Annotated in this window: 18 protein-coding genes and 1 pseudogene; 7 read left to right on the top strand and 12 right to left on the bottom strand. The window is 69.6% G+C overall.

Features of this window, described 5'->3' with window-relative positions; all coding sequences use genetic code 11:
* Positions 1-102: 102 nt before the first annotated feature.
* The gene (locus ABD223_RS04600; protein ID WP_344034562.1) at positions 103-1,029 is read left to right on the top strand and encodes an alpha/beta hydrolase; all 927 of its coding nucleotides are present in this window, start codon (positions 103-105) and stop codon (positions 1,027-1,029) included.
* On the opposite strand, the gene ABD223_RS04595 is transcribed toward ABD223_RS04600, so the two are convergent.
* Positions 1,026-1,700, bottom strand: a complete 675-nt coding sequence (locus tag ABD223_RS04595) for a TetR/AcrR family transcriptional regulator (protein WP_344034561.1) — start codon at positions 1,698-1,700, stop codon at positions 1,026-1,028. The two genes, ABD223_RS04600 and ABD223_RS04595, sit on opposite strands and share 4 nt — an antisense overlap.
* Before the next feature lie 100 nt (positions 1,701-1,800).
* On the opposite strand from ABD223_RS04595, the gene ABD223_RS04590 reads away from it, so the two are divergent.
* Together ABD223_RS04590 and ABD223_RS04585 are read left to right on the top strand one after the other, a co-directional pair.
* On the top strand, positions 1,801-2,442 hold the full coding sequence (locus tag ABD223_RS04590; RefSeq protein ID WP_344034560.1) for an SCP2 sterol-binding domain-containing protein: 642 nt from the start codon (positions 1,801-1,803) through the stop codon (positions 2,440-2,442).
* Positions 2,443-2,449: 7 nt separating this feature from the next.
* Positions 2,450-3,664, top strand: a complete 1,215-nt coding sequence (locus tag ABD223_RS04585) for an acyl-CoA dehydrogenase family protein (protein WP_344034559.1) — start codon at positions 2,450-2,452, stop codon at positions 3,662-3,664.
* 20 nt (positions 3,665-3,684) lie between these two features.
* Here ABD223_RS04585 and ABD223_RS04580 read toward each other — a convergent pair whose 3' ends face one another.
* The 7 genes and pseudogenes from ABD223_RS04580 to ABD223_RS04550 all read right to left on the bottom strand — a co-directional run bounded on the left by ABD223_RS04580 (position 3,685) and on the right by ABD223_RS04550 (position 10,485).
* Entirely contained in the window at positions 3,685-4,911 is a 1,227-nt protein-coding gene (locus ABD223_RS04580) for a tyrosine-type recombinase/integrase (RefSeq protein ID WP_344034558.1), read from the bottom strand.
* Between the two features lie 37 nt (positions 4,912-4,948).
* Positions 4,949-5,143, bottom strand: a complete 195-nt coding sequence (locus tag ABD223_RS04575) for a helix-turn-helix transcriptional regulator (RefSeq protein WP_344034557.1) — start codon at positions 5,141-5,143, stop codon at positions 4,949-4,951.
* 19 nt (positions 5,144-5,162) lie between these two features.
* Positions 5,163-6,672: pseudogene (locus ABD223_RS04570) on the bottom strand (replication initiator).
* 98 nt (positions 6,673-6,770) lie between these two features.
* Positions 6,771-8,240 carry an FtsK/SpoIIIE domain-containing protein gene (locus ABD223_RS04565; RefSeq protein ID WP_380647375.1) on the bottom strand — a complete coding sequence of 490 codons (1,470 nt, stop codon included), beginning with the start codon at positions 8,238-8,240 and terminating at the stop codon, positions 6,771-6,773.
* Positions 8,241-8,552: 312 nt separating this feature from the next.
* The gene (locus ABD223_RS04560) at positions 8,553-9,398 is read right to left on the bottom strand and encodes a helix-turn-helix domain-containing protein (RefSeq protein WP_344034555.1); all 846 of its coding nucleotides are present in this window, start codon (positions 9,396-9,398) and stop codon (positions 8,553-8,555) included.
* Positions 9,399-9,490: 92 nt separating this feature from the next.
* Complete coding sequence (locus ABD223_RS04555; protein WP_344034554.1) at positions 9,491-9,745, bottom strand: transcriptional regulator; 255 nt, start codon at positions 9,743-9,745, stop codon at positions 9,491-9,493.
* A gap of 275 nt (positions 9,746-10,020) precedes the next feature.
* Positions 10,021-10,485: a hypothetical protein gene (locus ABD223_RS04550; protein WP_344034553.1), complete on the bottom strand. Its 465-nt coding sequence runs from the start codon at positions 10,483-10,485 to the stop codon at positions 10,021-10,023.
* A gap of 198 nt (positions 10,486-10,683) precedes the next feature.
* Here ABD223_RS04550 and ABD223_RS04545 point away from each other — a divergent pair, with 198 nt between their 5' ends.
* The gene (locus ABD223_RS04545) at positions 10,684-11,526 is read left to right on the top strand and encodes a GntR family transcriptional regulator (protein ID WP_344034552.1); all 843 of its coding nucleotides are present in this window, start codon (positions 10,684-10,686) and stop codon (positions 11,524-11,526) included.
* Positions 11,523-12,278 carry an HAD family hydrolase gene (locus ABD223_RS04540; RefSeq protein ID WP_344034551.1) on the top strand — a complete coding sequence of 252 codons (756 nt, stop codon included), beginning with the start codon at positions 11,523-11,525 and terminating at the stop codon, positions 12,276-12,278. Before ABD223_RS04545 ends, ABD223_RS04540 begins: the two co-directional genes overlap by 4 nt.
* 1,381 nt (positions 12,279-13,659) lie before the next feature.
* On the opposite strand, the gene ABD223_RS04535 is transcribed toward ABD223_RS04540, so the two are convergent.
* Positions 13,660-14,562 carry a helix-turn-helix domain-containing protein gene (locus tag ABD223_RS04535; RefSeq protein WP_344034549.1) on the bottom strand — a complete coding sequence of 301 codons (903 nt, stop codon included), beginning with the start codon at positions 14,560-14,562 and terminating at the stop codon, positions 13,660-13,662.
* A 73-nt stretch (positions 14,563-14,635) separates the two neighbouring features.
* On the opposite strand from ABD223_RS04535, the gene ABD223_RS04530 reads away from it, so the two are divergent.
* Complete coding sequence (locus ABD223_RS04530) at positions 14,636-16,015, top strand: pentapeptide repeat-containing protein (RefSeq protein ID WP_344034548.1); 1,380 nt, start codon at positions 14,636-14,638, stop codon at positions 16,013-16,015.
* Here ABD223_RS04530 and ABD223_RS04525 read toward each other — a convergent pair.
* From ABD223_RS04525 to pdhA, 3 genes are read right to left on the bottom strand one after another with little or no spacing between them, the layout of a single operon-like run.
* Positions 16,009-17,391: a dihydrolipoamide acetyltransferase family protein gene (locus ABD223_RS04525; RefSeq protein ID WP_344034547.1), complete on the bottom strand. Its 1,383-nt coding sequence runs from the start codon at positions 17,389-17,391 to the stop codon at positions 16,009-16,011. The genes ABD223_RS04530 and ABD223_RS04525 overlap by 7 nt on opposite strands.
* 11 nt (positions 17,392-17,402) lie before the next feature.
* Positions 17,403-18,434 (bottom strand): alpha-ketoacid dehydrogenase subunit beta, encoded by a 1,032-nt coding sequence (locus tag ABD223_RS04520; RefSeq protein WP_344034546.1) that lies wholly within the window; start codon positions 18,432-18,434, stop codon positions 17,403-17,405.
* Positions 18,434-19,627 carry a pyruvate dehydrogenase (acetyl-transferring) E1 component subunit alpha gene (gene pdhA / locus ABD223_RS04515; RefSeq protein WP_344034545.1) on the bottom strand — a complete coding sequence of 398 codons (1,194 nt, stop codon included), beginning with the start codon at positions 19,625-19,627 and terminating at the stop codon, positions 18,434-18,436. Before pdhA ends, ABD223_RS04520 begins: the two co-directional genes overlap by 1 nt.
* A 432-nt stretch (positions 19,628-20,059) precedes the next feature.
* Between pdhA and ABD223_RS04510 the strand changes: the two genes are divergently transcribed.
* Positions 20,060-21,472, top strand: a complete 1,413-nt coding sequence (locus tag ABD223_RS04510) for a M20/M25/M40 family metallo-hydrolase (protein ID WP_344034544.1) — start codon at positions 20,060-20,062, stop codon at positions 21,470-21,472.
* The last annotated feature ends 133 nt before the right edge of the window (positions 21,473-21,605 follow it).

Here is a 21,605-nt window from a genome sequence, read left to right as displayed (position 1 = left end):
GATACACCCGTGCCCATTTAGATTGTGCACGATCTAATTGGGGACTATGGTTCTGGACGTCAGCCCGGGACGAAGCCGGGAGCGAAGCAGAAGGAGCCGGACATGACCGTCCTGGAGCCCGCGGCCGCCGCGTTCGCCACCGCGACCGCGAACCCGCCGTACCTGTTCGACCTGGGCCCGGTCGACGGCCGCAAGGCCGTGGACGAGGTGCAGTCGGGCGAGGTGCCCAAGCCCGAGGTCGACGAGGAGCAGGTGACCGTCGGCGAGGTGCCCGTCCGGATCGTGCGCCCGCGCGGCGCGACCGGCCCGCTGCCGGTGGTCCTCTACGTCCACGGCGCGGGTTGGGTGTTCGGCAACTCCCACACGCACGACCGCCTGGTCCGCGAGCTGGCCGTCGGCACGGGCGCGGCCGTCGTGTTCCCCGACTACAGCCTCTCGCCGGAGGCCAAGTACCCGACCGCGGTCGAGGAGAGCTACGCCGTGGCCCGGTGGGTCACCACCGAGGGCGCCGCGAAGGGCCTCGACGGCTCGCGGCTCGCGGTGGCGGGCGACTCGGTCGGCGGGAACATGTCGATCGCGCTGACCCTGCTGGCCAAGGAGCGCGGCGACGTGCGCTTCGCGCAGCAGGTGCTGTTCTACCCGGTGACCGACGCGGCCTTCGACACGCCGTCGTACCACGAGTTCGCCGAGGGCTACTTCCTGCGGCGCGACGCGATGCAGTGGTTCTGGGACCAGTACACGACCTCGGAGGAGGAGCGGGCGCGGATCACCGCTTCGCCGCTGCGGGCCACCACCGAGGAGCTGCGCGACCTGCCGCCGGCGCTGGTGATCACCGCCGAGGCCGACGTGCTGCGCGACGAGGGCGAGGCCTACGCGAACAAGCTGCGCGAGGCCGGCGTGCCGGTGACCGCGGTCCGCTACCAGGGCGTGATCCACGACTTCGTGATGCTCAACGCCCTGCGCGAGACCCACGCCGCCGAAGCAGCCATCGCGCAGGCGATCGCCGTGCTGAGGAACGCCCTGGCCTAACCGGCCGACGTCCTCCGCGACGGCGGGTGCCACACGTCGCCCGCCACCAGGTCCCCGAAGCCCATCCAGACCAGGTTCATGAGCCGGGCGGCGACGACGCCGGCCGGCTCATCGGGGTTGTCGAGCCACCAGTCGGCCAGCGACTCGCCCGCGCCCACGAGCGCCGCGGCCAGCGACTCGGCCTCCTTGTCGCCCGCCCGCGGCACGTTCGCGAAGTCGGCGGAGTGCACCAGCAGCGCGGCCACCAGGCTGATCGCCCGCCCGCGCATGTCGGCCAGCTCCTCGGCGAACGGCCCGCCCTGCGAGGACGCCTGCCGGTGCAGGACCTGCCAGCTCGCGCGGTTCTCGGCGACGAAGCCGAAGAAGGCGCGCAGCCCGCTCCACAGCTGCACGTCCGGCGGCGCCTCGGCCTCGACGCCGTTGGCGATGGCCTCCATCATGCGGGTGGCCTCGCGGCGGATGCACGTGGCGAACAGCTCTTCCTTCGAGCCCAGGTACGCGTAGAGCATGGGCTTGGAGATGCCCGCGACCTCGGAGATCTCGTCCATGGACGCGGCGTGGAAACCCAGGCGCGAGAAGACGTCGACGGCAGCATCCATGATCTGCCGTTCGCGCACCGCGCGCGGGAGCCTCTTCGCCCGGCCGGTGCGTACCGGTTGCTCAGCGTGCATCACACCCCCTGAAGACTGCGGCAAGGTTACTCCGAAGTGCTTGCCCCCTTACCTACTCGCCAGTAGGCTTACCGCTTAGTAGGTAGCGGAGGAGCCACTCATGACCATCGACCTCTCCACCGAGGCGATCGCGAAGCTCAGCCCCCGGGAGCTGATCTCAACGCTCAAGCAGGTCGACCCGGGCGACCCGGCGCTCGTCGACGTCGACATCGACGTCATCGCGCGGGGCATCGACCCCAGGAAGCTGGGACGCGACGAGTTCGCCGACCTGCTCGACGCGCTCGGCGCGCTGGCCGACGGCGGCGCGAACCTGGACCTGGCGAAGATGGACGCCCAGAACTTCGCCCGCATCATCGCCCGCGCGTCCAAGGAGCAGGTCGAGGCGGTCACGTCCCGGCCCGGCCTGCGCACGCGCGTGCTCGACGAGGTCTTCCGGCGCATGGAGGTCCACTTCCGCGGCGACCGGGCCGGCGCCACGCGGGCCGTGGTGCACTTCCACCTCACCGGCGCCTCCCCCGAGGACCTGTACGAGGTGATCATCGAGAACGCCACGTGCGCGATCAACAAGTCCGCGACCCGTGACCCCAGGGCCTCGGTGACGTTGGGACCGGTGGAGTTCCTGAAGCTCGCGACCGGCAACGCGTCGGCGCCGGTGCTGTTCATGACCGGCAAGCTGAAGGTCAAGGGCGACCTGGGCTTCGCGGCCGGCTTCATGAGCCTGTTCACCATCCCGAAGGCGTGAGGGGACCATGGGCGGTTTTTCGCTTGAGCTGAACGAGGACCAGGTCGACCTGCGCGACTGGGTGCACGGCTTCGCCAAGGACGTGATCCGACCGGCGGCCTCCGAGTGGGACGAGCGCGAGGAGACGCCGTGGCCGGTGATCCAGGAGGCCGCCAAGATCGGCCTGTACGGGTTCGAGTCGCTGGCCACGTGGTTCGCCGACCCGATCGGGCTGTCGCTGCCGATCGCCACCGAGGAGCTGTTCTGGGGTGACGCCGGGATCGCCCTGGCGCTGATGGGCACGGGCCTCGCGGCGGCGGGCATCTTCGCGTCCGGCGAGCCCGAGCAGCTGGCCGAGTGGGTGCCCGAGTGCTTCGGCACGGAGGACGAGCCGAAGCTGGCCGCGTTCTGCGCGTCCGAGCCGCAGGCGGGCTCCGACGTGGCGGGCTACCGGACGCGGGCGGTGCACGACGAGAAGACGGACGAGTGGGTGATCAACGGCCAGAAGGCGTGGGCGACCAACGGCGGCATCGCCAACGTCCACGTGGTCACCGCCGTGGTGGACCCGTCGCTGGGCGCGCGCGGGCAGGCCGGTTTCGTCATCCCGCCCGGCACGCCGGGCCTGTCCTCGCCGGGCAAGATCAAGAAGCACGGGATGCGCGCCTCCCACACGGCGGACGTGTTCCTCGACGACGTCCGCGTCCCGGGCCGCTGCCTGCTGGGCGGCAAGGAGCGGCTGGACGCGAGGCTGGCGCGGGCGCGCGAGGGCCAGAAGGCCGGCGGCCAGGCGGCGATGGCGACGTTCGAGACCACGCGGCCCACGGTCGGCGCGATGGCGGTCGGCGTGGCGCGGGCGGCCTACGAGTACGCGCTGGAGTACGCGAAGGACCGCGAGGCGTTCGGGCGGAAGATCATCGAGAACCAGTCGATCGCCTTCGACCTGGCGAACATGAGGATGGAGATCGACGCCGCGCGGCTGCTGGTGTGGCGGGCGGCGTGGATGGGGCGCAACAACGTGCCGTTCACGGCGGGCGAGGGGTCGATGTCCAAGCTGAAGGCCGGCGAGGTCTCGGTGTGGGCGACGGAGCGGGCGATCCACATCCTGGGCGGGGCGGGGTACACGCGGGAGCACCCGGTGGAGCGGATGCACCGGGACGCGAAGATCTTCACCATCTTCGAGGGGACCAGCGAAATCCAGCGTTTGGTCGTGTCACGGGCCATCTCGGGCATGACGATTCGCTAGTTGATCACCCCAGGCCGTCGTCAGGCCGTCTGGGAGCGGGACGGGGTCTTCGGGACGCGGAAGACCCCGTCCACCGCTTTCCGGGCGCGCTGGTGACTGGACGGCAGCAGGTGCGTGTAAGTACGGAGCGTGAAGCCCGGGTCCGCGTGGCCCAGGTACTCCGCCAGCTCCTTGATGGAGACGCCCTGGGCCAGGAGGACCGAGGCGTACAGGTGCCGCATGGCGTGCATCCCGTCCTGGCGCTTGGCGTAGGTCAGGCCCGCCCGCTTGAAGGCGGGCACCCAGACGAGCTTGTTGAACAGGTCGCCGTTGTGCGGCCTGCCGTCCTCGCGGGTCATGAGCAGGTTCACCGTGACGGGGTCGCCCTTGGGGTCGTCCCACGGCAGGGTCACGGGTGTGGGCGGGAACAGCTCCACGTAGGCGTCGATCGTCGCCAGGACGGTCTCGGACAGCGGCACCTGGCGCTCCTTGTTCCGCTTGGGCAGCGAGAACACCAACGTGCGGTCGATCAGCCTGACCTGGCGCTGGACGTTGATCACCAGGGCTTCCCGGTCGATGTCGTCCGGCGAGAACGCCAGGATCTCCCCTTGCCGCAGACCGCACCCCGCGCCGAGCTGGGCCACGATCTTGAAGCGCGCGTCCAGCGCCATCCGGAGCTTGTGCAGGCGTGACGCGGGCCAGGGGACGACCTTGCGCGGCGACCGCTGGGGCCGCTTGATGCTCCTGACCTTGCAGGGGTTGGCGTGGATGCGCTTGTCGTCGACGGCCGAGTTCATGATCGACGACAGCGTCTCGAACAGCACCGCCTGGTAGGTCGGGCCGAGGCCCTTCTCGTGCATCTCGCCCAACCAGTCGCGGATGAGTTGGGGCGTGATCGCGCCGACCTGGTGGTGACCGAAGTACGGGTAGACCTGGCTCCGGAGCCGGCTCCTGATCGTCTGCCGGGTGCCCGCGTCCGCCGAGTAGCCCTTGAGCCAACTCTCGGCCTGCTCCTTGAACAGGATCTTGCCCGCGTTGGGGTCGATGTACTTCCCCTCGCGCTTGTCGGACTCCATTTCGATGAGGAAGTCCTCGGCCTTCTTCTTCTGCCGGTCCGGGAAGCTCCTGGACCGCTCGACGCCGTTGGGGTCGAGGTAGCGCACCTTGTACCGGAGGCCGAGGCCGTACAGGGAGGTCTTGACCCTGGTGACCTGCTCCGTCACCGGGTCCTTGACCTCCTTCCACCAGCGGTCTTGGACGTGACCCATGACAGTCCTCTCCTGTGTGTTGAATTGCCGGGGTTCTTCAGGCCGCGTGCTGGTCGAGGCTGTTGAACCAGTCGCGGACTTCGGCCGGGTCCCACCGGAGGTGCTTGCCGATCTTGCGGGCCGGTGGCCCGTAGTTCTTGGTGCGCCAGCCACGGATGGTGTGGACCGGTACGCCGAGGTAGGCGGAGAGGTCGTCAACGCTCCACAGCCGGTCGAACTCGTTCCCGCTCATTGCCGTCCCCCTCCCCGTCTCAGGCCGCTTGTGGAACTGCCGAAAGATCCGGGGGTGAGCCGGTGGCCGCCAGGAGGGCGCGGTCGTACTCGGCTTTCCAGGTCACGCGCTGGGCTATGGCGTGCATGAGTTGGTGTGCGCGTGGTGGCACGTTGGGGTCGCCGGGGCGGACCTTGTGCCAGATGAGTTGAGAGGTGTCCGGCTCGGGCTTCTCGATGCCGACCGCTTTGAGCGCCTCCAGGACGAAGCGCTTCCGGTCCGCCCGGTGGTCGGCCAGGGTCTTTCCCGACCACTTGCGGGAGACCAGGACGCGGCGGCCGGGCAGGCCGAGCGTGGTCCGGCGGTGGGCGCGGCCTTTGCAGTGGCCGGGGGTGGTGCGGGAGTTCGCGCCGCGTGGTTGGACACCGTAGAGCAGCCAGACCGGGCAGCGGTCCGAGCAGGGGGTGAGGGCCAGTTCGTCCGCCAGGCGGTCCGCGTGCCGCCGTTGCCGCTCGGTGCGCTGCTCGACTACCTCACCGATGGCTTTGGTGAGGTACTTGGTCAGGTAGCCGATGTGCCGTCCGGCTTCCTGTGAGCCGCCGAGGATGCCTTTGGAGTGGACCTGACGGCCGAAGGTCACCACGTGCGCCGGCTCGTCCACGGTCTCGACCGCGTCGGCCCAGGCCGTCAACGGCTGTCGAGTGTCGGGGTCGACGAACGCTTCGACCCGCGCGTCCCAGACCGGCAGGTGCCCGTCCCCGTAGACGCGCTGGTCGTGGTTGGGCCACCACACCTGGTGGTAGGTCGCCGCGGTGACGAGCCGGATGGTCTCGTGCGGGATCGAACCGCGGATCGCGGCGTGCAGGTGCGGCGCTGCCCGTCGCTGGGGTTCGACGGTGGCGAAGTACTGCACCTCCCACCCCACGACCCGCCGGAGGTTCTGCCACCACCTGTCGACCAGGGAGGCGAAGTGCACCGCATCCCGCGCAGCTCGCCGGTAGTCATAGGTGTCCGGATCGACCGGGGTGCCGTCGTCGCGCACCCGTCCGTAGCTGTCCAGGGTCAGCGTGACGAACATCGAGGGCCGAAAGCCGCCCGCGTACTCCCGCCCGACCGTGCGCTTCTCCACCCGCCGCCGAGGCAACTCCGGGGCATCCTGGCGGCGCTTGGTCGACCGCTTCACCGGCCTCTTGTTGCCGGGTGCGTCGGGGGAGGGGAAACGGCCGCGGACACCGAGCTGCCGCAACTCCGCATCAACCGAGTGGATCTCCTCCCTCAGCTCATCCGCATGACCTGCCTCACCGACCGCGACCGCCTCCCGGTACGCCTTGACCAGATCGGCCCGGAAGGTCAACAACTCCTTACTGATCCTTCGTGGGCGGATCGGGGGTGAAGTCGGGTTCCTCGACCAGGTGCCAGCCCTCACGGCACTGGACCATCCGCAACGCCTTCGCCTTACGAGCGCACGGCCCACAGACGCTCTCCACCGTCGACCCACACGGCACCGCCACGTACCGGACTTCGAAGCTGGACCGGTCCTCGACTTCCATCGTGAACGGCCGCACGCACACGCCGTGTTGCTCGGCGGCAGCCTTGGCCACGTCCAGCGCCATCGGCTGCCGCATCCGCTCAGCCCGCGTCCCGCCGCTCATGCCGCCACCTCCTCAGCACCGCCGGGCGTGGTCGGGAACGGCCGCACCTCAGCGGGCCGGAAGTAGTCCCGCAGCACGGCAAGGTCGTTGTCGGTGACGTGGAAGGCCCGAGCCCGATCCGGCTCCCGCTGCCCGTCCTGCTTCACCCAGGCGACCCCAGGCGTGTCCTCCGCGATCTCGTGCGCCGCCGCGCCACGCTGCCGGACGCCGTCCCCCAGGACCATGTCCACCTGTTGCGGTTCGTCCAGCCTCAGCGCCACCCGCGTGGTGAACAGGTGCCGGAAGCCGACGACCTCCTTGCGCGGGTCCTGGACCAGGCCGACGAGCACGTACCCGGGTGCACGACCCTGTGAGGCGATCGTCTGCACCGCCCGCGCCGCCCGTTCCCGGAGCTGCCGATCCGGCTGGTAGGCGATCACGTCCGCCAGCTCGTCCACCACGAGCACGGTCAACGGCTCCCCGGTGTCCCGAGCCCACAGCCGCCGAATGCCCCGGTAGCGCGAGGCGCGCTCTTTCACCTCAGCGGCGATCTCCTCCAGCAGCTCGACCGCGTCAGCGCCGTTGCTGAAGACCAGCCGGTCAAAGGCGTCGGGGCACTGGCCCAGCTCCATCCCGCCCTTGGGGTCGATCCCGATCAGCCGCACCAGGCCCGCCCGGACCGCTGGCGCGAGCTGCCACACCAGCGACCACAACACCGAGCCCTTACCGGCACCGGGCACACCGACCACCAGGAGCTGAGACCCGAGCAGCCGCAGCCGCCACGGCTTTCCCGTCTCGGTCCGCCCGACGACCACCCGCTTGAGGTCCAGCTCAGCCGAGCCCAACGCGGGCACCGGCACCGGCCGTACCAGCGGGTCAGCGTGCACGAAGTCCAGTTCGAGAACCCGAGGCCGCAGCACCCGCACCCGGCACGAACGCGCGCCGAACGAATGCGCCAGCCCGTCCCGCCGCAGCTCCCACGCGTCCGGGGACTGGGCCGGAATCATCCGCACCCGAACCCGGTCCCGCCACCCCTCCGACCGCACTCGCCGCAGCCGAGGCCGGTACTCGCGCCACCGTTCCCGCTTGGCCAGGTCTGCCAGCCGCATCACCGACCGCCATCGGGGCACGTACACGGTCGCCCGCCGCCACTCGGTGACCAGTCGGAACCAGCACCACCGCAGAAACGACGCCCGGTCGTACCCGAACCACAACAGCAGTGCCGCCACCAGCGACAACAGCGCCAGCACCAGCGGCGAGAGCCCGAAGTGCCACCAGCACCAGGCCGCCGATGCCGGGACGAGCGTGGCGACCGGGTACCGCACGACGACGAGCACCAGGCGCACGCCACCAATGACGACGGCCCACACCAGCGCCACCAGAGCAGCTAGCCACTTCGCCTTGCCCGGCACCAACACCCACCACGGCACCCGAGGCCGAGCGCCCTCGAACGGAGCCGGGTCTACCCACTTCCCACCGCTGTTCATCGTGCACGCCCCGCCGGGACGAAAATCAACGGCAGCCAGCCCAAGCACGTGCAGCAAACGAGCTGGTTGGGCGCGTAGACGCCGAAACGGCGGCATTGACCGCAGGGGCGACCGTTGGGGAGCTTCCACACCGATGGGGCAACCGCGTGGCTTGACGCGCTTCCCCTGACGACAGATACCCTCGACATGACCGGAACTCCTTGGGCAGAAGTACGAGCAGAACCGGTCACGTGAGTCGCGGAGAAACAGACGAGGCCCGCCAAGACTTCCGGACTGTTTCCCGCGACTCACGCCAACCGGCGACGAACTGTTTCAGTGGCGCAACTCCGCCGATGCGCCCACCTTGCCGGCCAGGTGTCCGATGAACGCTTGAGACTCCTCCGCGCCCATCGCGTTCCCCATCAGCAACCGGGCCGATTCCGCGTACACGTCGGTTTCCTGCGGGTCGTCCAGGAACAGGCTGCACGGCGTGACGTCGATGTGCACCACCGGCCGAAATTCGAACGAACGCATCAGCGTGAACGAGAACTGGTCCCAGTAACCGGACGGCACATCGCGTCCGATGACCCGGACGTTCACCTTCCCGGTGTGACCGAGCCAGAACAGGTGCATCAACTGGCCCCACACCGCCTCGCGGTCACTACCGAGATGGCGCAGGGTCAGCTCTCGAACGATGAACGTGCACTTCAACGGCCTGGAGGAAGTCAGCACCTCCTGACGCACCTTCCGCGCTGTCACGCACCGCTCAACACCGTCAGCGTCCAAGTAGGCGCTCCGACCGAAGACCGCGCGCATGTGGTCCTCGGACTGAGCGAGCGCCGGGATGCCCACCACGTCGTAACAGAAGATCTCCCGAGCCGCCTTCTCGTGCCTGAGCAGCACGGGCACCTCATCGACCCCGCCCAAGCCGTGACTCCAGATCAGGTTCCCGGCATCCAGGTCATGACACAGATTCATGACGTAGTTGAACGTTTCCGTGTCGACCCGGTAGAACCCGAGCAACCGGGCGACGTTGAGCGCACTGGTCCGCCGACTCCCGGTCTCCAATTTCGACAACCACCCCGGCGAAACGCCCAGCGCCTCCACCAGAGCGCCGAACTGCAAGCCCGTGGAATGCCGCAGGTTCCTCAGTTCGGCACCCAGCGTCCTGCTTCGCACAGTCGGTTCCGGCCGCGAATTACCACCATTGCCCATAGCAATTCTCCAAGTCATTTCGGGCACAGCTCCGCCACGGCCCGAACGCCAACGAATTAGATGCCCTCGCCACAAGAGGGCTGGACAACCTCGAACAGGTCGTGGAACGCCATGGGCTCCAACGCCTTCAGCGCGCCACCGATGAACGCCGGTCCCGGTTGAAGGTCACCAGCCCTCACGCGCGTCACCGTGGAACGGTTGACCTTCATCGCCCGCGCGAGCGCGTAGTCGGACGGAAAAGCCGCAAGCCGCACAGCCTTGTCGAACGCCTCGGACCGAAGCCGAACGGAGTAACCGCTCCCCTGGTTCATCCGACACCGTCCCCGGCAGAACCGACTCGCGCGTACTCGATCCGCGCCCGCCGATCGAAGTCCTCAACAGCGACAGCGCAGGCATGACGAGCCCACAACGGTGTGCCCAGATCAGCGGCCAAGACCCGCCAGGCCCATGCCACCGCCAGGTAACCGTCAGCCAACCGAAGCACCGCTCCTGGATCATCCACAGTGGACGCCGCGAACAGGGCCTCGGTCTGCTTCGCGTACGCGAGGTTCCACCGAGCGACCGCCTCATGAGACGGCCACGCCACTCAGGCCGCCTTCTGCTCGCCCTGGGGCCTCTCACCCGCACGCCGACCGGAGGCCGCCCCACCCTGCGGCGACACGATCCCGGCAGCCCGGATGGTGAACCCGAGGTACTTGTACCGATCCCCCATCACCCGCGGCTCAACCGTCAGCCCCTCGAACGCCAACGGCCGCACCTCGACCCCGGGCATCACCGCCACAGCCGACGGCGGCACCGGCTGCACGTCCGCCAAGACCGTCACCGTCACCGACGCGTCCCGCTCCTTCTCCGCGGACGGGTCGGTCACCACGACCTTCCACTGACGCTTACCGGTCCGCTCGTCCACCTTCTGCTTGGCCTGCCTACCCCGCGCCTTGTCGTCAGCGCTCATGTACTCCATGTCCGGCGCGACCTCCCCGACCATCAGCGCCCCCATGGGGAAGACCTGGTCAAACGACGCCTCGAACCGCGTCCCGTACGGAATCGCCATATCCAGCCACCTCCATCACCAAGCCAGCTCGTCTATACGAGCTAGACAAGTTGAGAAGGTAAGCCAGCTTGGCTAGACAGGTCAAGCCGATGTCACCCAGTTGGGTGAGCTAGCTCCCTAGGTGAGCTAGACAGGTGGTCCTAACATGTCGCGGTAGACCTACGACGAGGCACCTACGGCGCGATGGAGTAGCAACCGATGGCACTGGACCCGGATGACCCACGACCGCCGTACATGCAGGTGGCAAACGCACTACGAGCCGCCATCCTGACCAAGGTCTTCAAGGCTGGGGACAAGCTCCCCTCACGGGCCGAGCTGGCCAAGAAGTACGACGTGGCACCGATGACCGTGCAGAACGCCCTACGAGAACTGCGCGACGAGGGCCTGATCATCTCCAGGCAGGGTAGCGGCGTCTTCGTCCGAGAACGCACCGAACGCCCGGTAGGACTACGTCCTCACATCGAACGAGCCTTCGAAGCCGACCACGTCACCATCGACTTCTCGGGCTTCTCCGGCGAGACCTTGCACGGCGTCATCCAGGAACCTCTGGACAAGATCCGCATCGGCCGCCTCACCCCCGAGACGATCCACGTCCGCATCCTCGTCCCCGACCCCACCGTCCCGTGGCCGGTCCCCTGCACCGTCGAGGACCAGGCAGACAGCCCGGCCTTCCGCGAACGCGCCGCCGACATCATGCGCCGCCACACCCTGGCCATCGTCGACAACGTCACCGAGCTGGCAGCCCTCGGCCTGGTCAAGGAAGCCACCGCCGAAGTCCGAGTCCACCGAGCCGCCCCACTCTTCAAGCTCTACCTGATCAACAACAACGAAGCCTTCTTCGGCTTCTACCCAGTCCGCGAACACGTCCTCACCCTTGACAGCCAACCCCAAGCCATCTACGACCTCATGGGCAAAGACGCCATCCTCTTCCACCACAGCACAACCGACGACGACACCAGCACCGGCAGCCAGTATGTCGAGCAGGCTCGCACATGGTTCGACAGCCTATGGAGCTCGATCGCGTCGGAGTGCAAGCGGTGATCGCCAGCGAAGTGCACACAGACGACCCCGAGGTTCTGCGCCGGATCTTGACCCACACCGAGGCCCTACTACTTGACTTCGATGGTCCTGTGTGCTCGGTCTTCGCCGGCACCCCAGCTCACTTCATCGCGATGAAGCTTCGCGAAGTTCTGGCGGATGGAGGACACACCGACCTGCCCGTCGAAGTCGAGAAAACTGAGGACCCCTTCGCCGTCTTCCACTACTCATCAGTGCTAGGGCTCGACACAGCACGTCGTGTCGAAGCAGCGCTACGGGCATACGAGGTCGAAGCCGTCACTACAGCAGATCCCACGAGCCACTCACACGAGCTCATGAGCAGATGGCACGCCACAGGCCGTCCACTCGCGATCGTTAGCAACAACTCAGCATCTGCAGTACAGATGTACCTGCAGCGACATGGCCTTGCAAGTCATGTGCAGTACGTGTCGGCCCGGACAGAGCCCAACCCCTGTCTTCTGAAGCCCAGCCCTCACCTCATCCGGTCCGCAGCAAGCAAACTCAACGCTCGGGTGGACGCTTGCACCCTTCTGGGCGACTCACCAAGTGATGTCGTTGGTGCACGAGCCGCAGAGGCCAAGGTGATCGGCTTCGCCAATAAGCCACACAAGATCGAAGCTCTTCGTGAAGTAAGGCCCGATATGATCATTCAGAGCCTGCAACAGTGCATCGAAGGGGTGATTAATATCATAGCAGCGACACGCCGAGCCGGGGATAACCCCGATTCAAGTTGATGATCCATTAGGCTACTAGCACTTCTGTCCACCAATGTCAAGGACAGGGGTTTAAGTCGACGTTTTGACCGTAGCGCTGCAGAGACTCAACAAAGCCGACCTCTGCACATGCAGGTCGTGGCCGTCAACTAGCACCTGGGGACAGCCTGTGGACACCACACGGCAACGCGCTGCAGTCATTGCCTCCTAGTTGCCACTCTCTCACCGATAGGGGTGTAATCACTTCAGATCGGCAGCGGCTACCTCGTCGTTCCAGGCCCCCGGGGGCTGGAAGGACCAGTTCTGAGGCTACGGGCCTCGTACTGCAAGGGGGTTAGATGCGCTACCGATCCAAGGCAGCGAAGAAGAAGCGCTCACGTAAGAGGACCAACAACGAAAGCCCGGCTCTCATCGGAGCCAGGCTCTTCGCTGCTGCTGCACAGACCGCGTACGTCACTTGGCAGTTGATCCGAGGTCTGTGACAGGCGGAGGCCGAGCTAGTTTCGCGAGCTGGCTCGGCCTTCTCCATGCGACAAGCCAGTCGATCTGCCTGGCAGTGCCTGACGTTGCCTGACTGAGGGTGTCAACTTAGTTGGCACATGTCAACCTGAGATTGACAGCAGCCTGCTGACGACCCCAGGTTGACACGAGCGTCTCGTCAGCCACCGAGTGGCGGAACAAGGTACGGAGTCATACCGGAGCTGCCGAACGCTGCTCTATGGGATCAAGGCGCGCCGCCGTCGGCGGCGCGCGCGGGGCCTGTCGCGCTGGCATTGGGGCCGCATCCATCCCGGCTCGCCGGGCTCCCGCTTCGCTCACGCCCGGCGGCCGGGCGGCGCGGCCTGAGCTGTGCGAGGCAGCGCGCCACCGACGACGGCGAGTTATGCCACGAGCTACCAGCGTCCATCGCTCGGGCCGATCGCGCGGTGGGTCGCCCCAGACTTGCTGGGCACGGCGATCGACGCCCGCCGACGCTCCGCGCCAGCGGCCAACGAGGGCTGGCCCGATACAGCGGAGGGCACCACACCGGCACGAGTGTTGTCACCGTTGGTGACCGCGTACCGATGTGGTGCCCTCAGCACCTTGATCAACTTCCAGGCCGTCTCCAGGCCGTGAGACGTTGGAGAGCGATGGTCAACGACGACAAACGTCGACCACGTATGCGCAGGTCAGCTAGCCATTCCACGCCATGTGCCCAGGTCAGCCCCACCCCACCGCAAGATCTTCACCATCTTCGAGGGGACGTCGGAGATCCAGCGTTTGGTGGTGGCATGGGCCATTTCCGGGGTGCAGATCAAGTAGTCGATCCCTCCCGGGCCGCCGCCAGGCCGTCCGGGAGCCTGAGTGGCGGGGTCTCTCAAGGACGCGGGAGACCCCGCCGCCGCTTCCGCACCGGGCGGACCTACCTCATCGCCTCGACCAGCCAGTCCCGCTCGGCGCTCGTGTCCGGCACGGCCGGCCAGCCGTTGATCTTCGCGATCAGCGCCCAGTACCGCTCGGCCCTCGGGTCGCCGAACTCCTCCAGCCGCCGCGAGAGCTCCGGGCCGATCGGGACGTCCAGGACGGTGGACCACCGCTCGTTCACGCGGCGCACGACCTCGGCGCCCTCGGCGGAACGCGGGGCGGCGCCCGCGGCCAGCGCCTCGCGCGCCTGGTCGATCGCGTACTGGAACGCCTCGCGCTGCTCCGGCGCCGGGGCGGACATGTCCGCGCCCTCCGCCCTCAGCTCCTGGTGGCGGACCGACATGCGGCGGATCGAGGCGCGGAAGTCCGGGTCCCGCACCAGGTTCGCCAGTTCGATCCACGCCTCCAGCTGCTCGGGCGTCGGGTCGTCGGGCAGCTCGATCCGGACGGACCTCATGCCCTGCTCGAAGCCCGGCTCCAGGTCCAGGCCGCCGAACACCTCCTCGAAGAAGTCGTCCAGGATCGCCTGCCGCTCCTCCTCCGACAGCCGCGCCAACTCGTGCACCATCTCCACCTCCCCGTTCCGCGCCACGACCCGCAGCACGGCCCGGCGCAGCCGGAGCGTGCGCATCTGCGCGTCGATGGCTTCCGCGTGCGTCCGGGCCACCTCGGCCACGGACACCTCGCTCGCCAGCACCCGCTGCGCGGTGGGCAGGTCCACGCCCAGGTCGCGCAGCGTGCGGACGAGCTTGAGCCGCGCCAACCCGTCGACGTCGTAGGTGCGGAAGCCGCCGGCCGTCCTCCCCGCCACGGGGATGAGGCCGGAGTCGGAGTAGAACCGGATCGTCCGCGTGGACAGGCCGGTCATCCGCGCCAGGTCGCCGATCGAGTAGTGCGTCACGGGGACCACCCTGAACTCTCCAGTCGCTGGAACTTCAAGCGATTAACCGGATGATCCGGCACGATCGCGGTTCGTGCGCGAAGCCCTCGACGTCCTCCGCCCCTACTGGCCCGCGCTCCTCGCGCTGCTGGCGTTGCTCGTGGTGCGCCGCTCGCTGCGCACCGCGCACCTGCGGTGGACCCGCGGCGGTCCGCCGGCGCCGCGCCCGGCCCGCGAGGACAGGTCGCTGACCGGTGCGCGCGGCCGGATGGCGTGGTCGGTGGCCCGGTGGCTGGTCGCCGCCGTGGTGCTGGCCGGCGCCACCGGGTTCGGGCTGTTCGTGCTGCTCGGCACGCCCCGGTTGCCGTCGAGCGACAGCTTCACCACCGCCGAGCTGCTGGAGCTGCTCAAGATCGGCCTGGCCGTGGTGGGCGGGCTGGGCGCGGTCGTGGCGCTGGCCGTCGCCTACCGCAAGCAGCAGGTGTCGGAGGCCGCGCACGTCATCGCGACCCGGCAGGAGGAGAGGGAGCGGACGAAGTTCCACAACGAGCGCTACGGCGCCGCCGCCGAGCAGCTGGGGCACGAGCGGTTCGCGGTGCGCCTGGCCGGGGTGCACGCCATGGTCAACCTCGCGGACGACTGGCCGGCGCGGCGCCAGGTGTGCGTGGACGTCCTGTGCGCCTACCTGCGCACCCCCGTGCCCGAGGACGACCCGAACGAGGCCGAGGTGCGCCAGGTCGTCCTCACCACCCTGCTGGAGCACGAGTGGCCGGCGGGCGGCGCGCCGGTGACGGTGGACCTGCGCAACGCGCGGCTGGTCGACCTCGACATGGCCAACCGCGTGTTCAAGGGCGCGTTCATCTTCGACAACGCCCGCTTCGGGGGCGCCCGGACGAGCTTCGAGGGCGCCGAGTTCTTCGGCCGGACGAGTTTCCGGGGCGCCGAGTTCACCGCGCACCGGACCACGTTCAGCTCCGCGTCGGTGGCGCGGGCCACCCTGGACTTCACCGGGGCGACGTTCGCGGGCGGGTCGGTCGACTTCACCTTCGCCCGGCTCTCCGAGGCCGTGGTGGCCCTCGATCGGATCTCGGTGGACGGCACCGCGTTCGACTTCGGGTCGGTCGAGCTGTCGGCGGGCGCCCTGTCCTTCCGGCAGGCCCACCTGCGCGACGGCGCCCTGTCCTTCGCCCGCGCGACCCTGGGCAGGCGGCGCGGCTGGGAGGGCGAGCTGCGGTTGAGCGAGGTCGACGCGGAGCGCACGGCGATCGACCTGGAGTCGTGCCGGCTGGTCAACGCGGTCGTCGACGTGCGCGAGGCGCGGTTCGCCGACTGCCGCCTGGAGGGCTCGCCGACCGGCGGGCGCGTGGTCGCCCTGCGCGACGAGGGCGCCGGGCCCGCGGCCTTCGCGGCGGAGCTGCGGGCGCTGCTCGGCGCCGGGGACCGCGAGGACCCCGGCGCCGAGCCCGCTCAGTAGGTCATCGCCACGCCGGGGTCGGCGAGCAGCGCGCCGACGTCGGCGAGGAACCGCGAGCCCTGCTGGCCGTCGACCACGCGGTGGTCGAAGCTGAGCGCCAGCTGGCACACCTTGCGCGGCACGACCTGGCCGTCCACCACCCACGGCATGTCGCGGATCGCGCCGAAGGCCAGGATCGCCACCTCGCCCGGGTTGATGATCGGCGTGCCGGTGTCGACGCCGAAGACGCCGACGTTGGTGATGGTGATGGTGCCGCCCACCATGTCGGCGGGCGCGGTCTTGCCGTCGCGCGCCGTGGTGGCGAGGTCCTCCAGGGAGATCGCCAGCTCGCGCAACGACAGCCGGTCGGCGTCGCGCACCTTCGGCACCACCAGGCCGCGCGGGGTGGCGGCGGCGATGCCGAGGTGGACGTAGTCCTTGTAGACGATCTCCTGCGCCGCCTCGTCCCACGTCGCGTTGACGTCGGGGGTGCGGCGGGCCGCCAGGACCACGGCCTTCGCGGCGAACGCCAGCGGCGTGAGCTTGACGTCCCGGAACTCCGGCGCGTTCTTCAGGCGCGCCCTCAGCTCCATCATCGGCGTCACGTCGACGGTCAGGAACTCCGTGACATGCGGCGCGGTGAACGCGCTGTCCACCATCGCCTGGGCCGTGGCCCTGCGGACGCCCTTGATCGGCACGCGCCGCTCGCGCGGACCGGCGGCCGGGGCGGGCGCGGCGGCCGGGGCCGGCTCGACGAACCGCTCGACGTCCTCCCGCGTGATCACGCCGCCCGGACCCGAGCCGGACAGCGCGTGCAGGTCGACGCCCAGGTCCTTGGCCAGCTTCCGCACCGGCGGCTTGGCCAGCGGCACGTAGCCGCCGCGGGTGGGAGTGGCGGCTGGAGCAGGGGCGACGACCGGGGCCGGTGCGGGCGCCGGAGGTGGCACGGGGGCGACCGGGGCGACCGGCTGCCGGACCGCGGGAGGCGCCACCGCGGGAGGCGCCACCGCGGTGGCGCCCTTGCGCCGGCGGCGCTGGGCGGCGCCCGACTTGGGCCCGTAGCCGACCAGCGTGGCGATCCGGCCGTCCGCCGTCTCCTCGCCGATCTTGCCGTTCGACTCGGCCGGCACGGCGGGCGCGACGGCGCCCGCCGGGTCCAGGTCGATGGTGATGATCGGCGAGCCGACCTCGACCGTCTGGCCCACCTCGGCCAGCAGCTCGGTCACCACGCCGTCCCACGGGCACGGCAGCTCGACGGCGGCCTTGGCGGTCTCGATCTCGCAGATGACCTGGTTGACCTTGACCTCGTCGCCCGGCCGGACGTGCCAGGTGAGGATCTCGGCCTCGGTCAGCCCCTCGGCCGTGTCGGGCAGGGGGAACTGCTTGAACTGCGGCACAGCTGATCCCCTTACCAGGCCAGAGAGCGGTCGACGGTGTGCAGCACCCGGTCGAGGTCGGGGAGGAACTCCTCCTCCAGCTTCGACGGCGGGTAGGGCGTGTCGAACCCGGTCACGCGCAGCACCGGGGCCTGGAGCGAGTAGAAGCACTCCTGCTGCACCTTGGCCGCCAGCTCCGACGAGATGGACGACTCGGACGGCGCCTCGGTCACCACGACCAGCCGGCCGGTGCGCCGCACCGACTCGTACACCGGCGCCAGGTCCAGCGGCGACAGCGTGCGCAGGTCGATGACCTCCAGCGACTTGCCCTCCTCCTCGGCCGCCGCGGCGGCGTCCAGGGAGGTGCGCACCATCGGGCCGTACGTCACCAGGGTGACGTCGGAGCCGGTGCGCAGGGTGCGGGAGGCGAACAGCGGACCGGGCGAGGCGGTCGTGTCGACCTGGCCCTTCTCGTAGTAGCGGCGCTTGGGCTCGAAGAACAGCACCGGGTCGTCGCAGTCGATGGCCTGCTGGATCATCCAGTACGCGTCGGCCGGGTTCGAGCACGCCACGACCTTCAGGCCGGCGGTGTGCGCGAAGTACGACTCGGGCGACTCGGAGTGGTGCTCGACCGCGCCGATGCCGCCGCCGAACGGGATGCGGATGACCATGGGCAGCTTGATGCGGCCCTGGGTGCGGAAGTGCAGCTTGGCGACCTGGCTGACGATCTGGTCGAAGCCGGGGAAGACGAAGCCGTCGAACTGGATCTCGCACACCGGCCGGTAGCCGCGGATGGCCAGGCCGACCGCGGTGCCGATGATGCCCGACTCGGCCAGCGGCGTGTCCAGCACGCGCTGCTCGCCGAAGTCCTTCTGGAGCCCGTCGGTGATGCGGAAGACGCCGCCGAGCTTGCCGACGTCCTCGCCCATCACGATGACCTTGGGGTCGGCCTCCATCGACGCGCGCAGGCCGTTGTTCAGGGCCTTGGCGATGGTCAGGGTCTGCACCGCCACGGGCGCGCCGTTGTTGTCGGCGGCACGGCGGTCCATGGTCGGAGCGGCCATCAGTGGTCACCTCCCGCGAACCCGGCGTGGTACGCCAGGAACTCGTCGCGCTGCGCTTCGAGGACGGGGTTGCCCTCGGCGTAGACCTGGCTGAAGATCCGCCCGGCAGGTGGGTCGGGCAGGCTGACGCAGTAGTCGCGCAGTTCGACCGCGACCTCGTCGGCCTCGCGCTCGATCGAGTCGAAGAACGCCTGGTCGGCCCACTGCTGCTTGACCAGGTGCACCTTGACCCGCTCGATCGGGTCCTTGAGCTTCCACAGCTCCAGCTCGTCGGACAGCCGGTAGCGCGACGGGTCGTCGGACGTGGTGTGGGCGTCCATCCGGTAGGTGAACGCCTCGATCAGCACGGGGCCGTTGCCCTGCCGGCACTCCTCCAGCGCCCAGCGGGTGACCGCGAGGGTGGCCAGCACGTCGTTGCCGTCGACGCGGATGCCGGGGAAGCCGTAGCCGCGGGCCCGCTGGTAGAGCGGGAGGCGGGACTGGCGCTCGGTCGGCTCGGAGATGGCCCACTGGTTGTTCTGGCAGAAGAACACCAGCGGCGCGTCGTAGACCGCGGCCCACACGAAGCCCTCGTGCACGTCGCCCTGGCTGGTGGCGCCGTCGCCGAAGTAGCAGATGGTGGCCTCGCCGTCGGAGTCGCCGACGGCGCCGTCGAACTTCTGGCCCATGGCGTAGCCGGCGGCGTTGAGGACCTGGTTGCCGATGACGATGGTGTAGGGGTGGAACCGGTGCTCCACCGGGTCCCACGTGCCGTGGTCGGTGCCCCGGAAGATGCCGAGCAGGTCGGTCGGCTTGATGCCGCGGCACCACGCCACGCCGTGCTCGCGGTAGCTGGGGAACGCCATGTCGGAGGGGCGCAGGGCGCGGCCCGAGCCGATCTGGGCGGCCTCCTGGCCGAGCAGCGGCACCCAGATGCCGAGCTGGCCCTTGCGCTGGAGCGCGTTCGCCTCGCGGTCGACGCGGCGGACCAGCACCATGTCCCGGTACAGGCCGCGCAGCTCCTCGGCGGTCACGTCGATGTCGAAGTCGGGGTGCTCGACCCGCTCGCCCTCCGGCGTGAGCAGCTGCACCAGGTCGGCGCCGCCCTCGTCTGTCGCTCGCAAGCCGGCGATCACCTGTTCCGCGGTCGGTGTCGCACCGGTGGCGGGCGGCACGTCCGGCCCGGGGTGCGTCCATTCTTCGGGGGACGACATGCGCCTTGTCTCCTCGTCTACGAGGCCGCCCGGCCGCTTGTGGCGACCGTGCGCGGCGGCACCGCCAGTCGCCGTCGCCCCCTGGGTGTGGGGGTTGGGCAACCGTCGGCGCTGACGGTGTTCTCATCCACATCCTGACATGGCCTCACCTGACTTGGTGAGCCCCATCCCACTTCGTTACGGGATCCCCAAGCTCCTGACGTGCGGTAACGATAGGAAGGCCTATCTTCGGCCGTCCGACCAGCGCGTCCGATCAACGGACGGCGTTGTCCTGGTTACCGTTTGTTAACCCGCGTCGGGCGCAACGGCGGAGCCGGCTCGGCAGCCGGAACACCCATGTCGCCGTCCGGGGGACGGGTGGACTACCGACCATCGGGGGCACTGGGTGTTTCCACCAACCGAAACGGCCGCCGGGCGTGACAGGATCGCGGCGTGGACCGTTCAGCGTTGACCCGTGCCGTTCGCGAACTCTGGGAGGACGACATCCTCCCCAGCCTGTCCGACCTGGTCGCGGTGCCCGCGATCTCACCCGCCTTCGACCCCGCGTGGGAGTCGCACGGCCACCTGGCCGCCGCGATCGAGCACGTGCGCGCCTGGCTCGACGCCCGCGACCTGCCCGGCGCCGGCGTCGAGGTCGTCCGGCTCGACGGGCGCACCCCGCTGCTGCTGGTGGACGTGCCCGGCACCGCCGACCGCGGCGACACCGTGCTGATGTACGGGCACCTGGACAAGCAGCCCCCGGTGGGCGGCTGGTCCGAAGGCCTCGGGCCGTGGACGCCGGTGGTGCGCGACGGCCGCCTCTACGGGCGCGGCGCGGCCGACGACGGCTACTCCGGCTACGCCGCGATCGCCGCGATCGAGGGCGTGCGGCGCTCGGGCGGCTCGCACGCGCGGTGCGTGGTGCTGCTGGAGACCGGCGAGGAGTCCGGCAGCCCGGACCTGCCCGCCTACCTGGACCACCTGCGGCCCCGGCTGGGCGAGGTGTCGCTGGTGGTGTGCCTCGACTCCGGCGGCAACGACTACGACCGCATGTGGCTGACCACGTCGCTGCGCGGGTTGGCGCAGGTCACGATGACCGTGCGGGTGCTGGACAGCGGGCTGCACTCGGGCATGTCGAGCGGCATCGTGCCGTCGTCGTTCCGCATCGCCCGGCAGCTGCTGGACCGGCTGGAGGACTCCGCGACCGGCGAGGTGCTGGTGCGCGAGACGCACGTGGACGTCCCGGGCAACCGGGTGGCCGAGGTGCGCGAGGCCGTGGCCAGCGCGCCCGGGATGCTCGTCGGGCCGGTGCCGTGGGCGGGCGGGACGCGCCCGGTGACCGACGACGAGGTCGAGCTGGCGCTGAACGCCGGGTGGCGGCCGACGCTGTCGGTGACCGGCGCGGCGGGCCTGCCCGCGCCGGACGACGCGGGCAACGTGCTGCGGCCGTTCACCACCCTGGTGCTGAGCTTCCGCCTGCCGCCGACCGCCGACTCGGGCGCGGCGCTGCGCGCGGTCGAGCGGGCGCTGACCACCGACGTGCCCTACGGGGCGACCGTCGAGCTGTCGCGCGTGGAGCACGCGGACGGCTGGAACGCGCCCGACCTCGCGCCGTGGCTGCGGGAGGCGCTGGACCTGGTCGGCGAGGAGGTGTTCGACGCGCCCTGGCGGACCGTGTCGCTGGGCGGGTCCATCCCGTTCATGGGGCTGCTGCACGAGGCGTACCCGGAGGCGCAGTTCCTGGTCACGGGCGCGGTCGGGCCGGACTCGAACTGCCACGTGCCGGACGAGTGGCTGCACCTGGCGCAGGCGGCGCGGATCACCGAGGCCGTGTCCGTGGTGCTGGACGCGCACGCCCGGCGCTAGCGCCCGGACACCGGGCCCCGGCCGGTCCCCGCGGCGATCCCGCCGCGGGGACCGACTTGCCCGATCGGCCTCACCGCCGACACGGAACGTGACCAAAACGGTGTTCGCGACACCTCTCACGGCAATGACCTAA

The sequence above is a fragment of the Saccharothrix xinjiangensis genome (assembly GCF_039527585.1).
GTDB lineage: Bacteria > Actinomycetota > Actinomycetes > Mycobacteriales > Pseudonocardiaceae > Actinosynnema > Actinosynnema xinjiangensis.
This window is presented reverse-complemented; position numbering and strand designations above follow the sequence as displayed.

Excerpts from the sequence above, each read along its gene's own strand:
- ABD223_RS04600 (WP_344034562.1), top strand. The coding sequence starts at position 103 with ATGACCGTCCTGGAGCCCGCGGCCGCCGCGTTCGCCACCGCGACCGCG.
- ABD223_RS04595 (WP_344034561.1), bottom strand. The coding sequence starts at position 1,700 with ATGCACGCTGAGCAACCGGTACGCACCGGCCGGGCGAAGAGGCTCCCG.
- ABD223_RS04590 (WP_344034560.1), top strand. The coding sequence starts at position 1,801 with ATGACCATCGACCTCTCCACCGAGGCGATCGCGAAGCTCAGCCCCCGG.
- ABD223_RS04585 (WP_344034559.1), top strand. The coding sequence starts at position 2,450 with ATGGGCGGTTTTTCGCTTGAGCTGAACGAGGACCAGGTCGACCTGCGC.
- ABD223_RS04580 (WP_344034558.1), bottom strand. The coding sequence starts at position 4,911 with ATGGGTCACGTCCAAGACCGCTGGTGGAAGGAGGTCAAGGACCCGGTG.
- ABD223_RS04575 (WP_344034557.1), bottom strand. The coding sequence starts at position 5,143 with ATGAGCGGGAACGAGTTCGACCGGCTGTGGAGCGTTGACGACCTCTCC.
- ABD223_RS04565 (WP_380647375.1), bottom strand. The coding sequence starts at position 8,240 with ATGAACAGCGGTGGGAAGTGGGTAGACCCGGCTCCGTTCGAGGGCGCT.
- ABD223_RS04555 (WP_344034554.1), bottom strand. The coding sequence starts at position 9,745 with ATGAACCAGGGGAGCGGTTACTCCGTTCGGCTTCGGTCCGAGGCGTTC.
- ABD223_RS04550 (WP_344034553.1), bottom strand. The coding sequence starts at position 10,485 with ATGGCGATTCCGTACGGGACGCGGTTCGAGGCGTCGTTTGACCAGGTC.
- ABD223_RS04545 (WP_344034552.1), top strand. The coding sequence starts at position 10,684 with ATGGCACTGGACCCGGATGACCCACGACCGCCGTACATGCAGGTGGCA.
- ABD223_RS04520 (WP_344034546.1), bottom strand. The coding sequence starts at position 18,434 with ATGGCCGCTCCGACCATGGACCGCCGTGCCGCCGACAACAACGGCGCG.
- pdhA (WP_344034545.1), bottom strand. The coding sequence starts at position 19,627 with ATGTCGTCCCCCGAAGAATGGACGCACCCCGGGCCGGACGTGCCGCCC.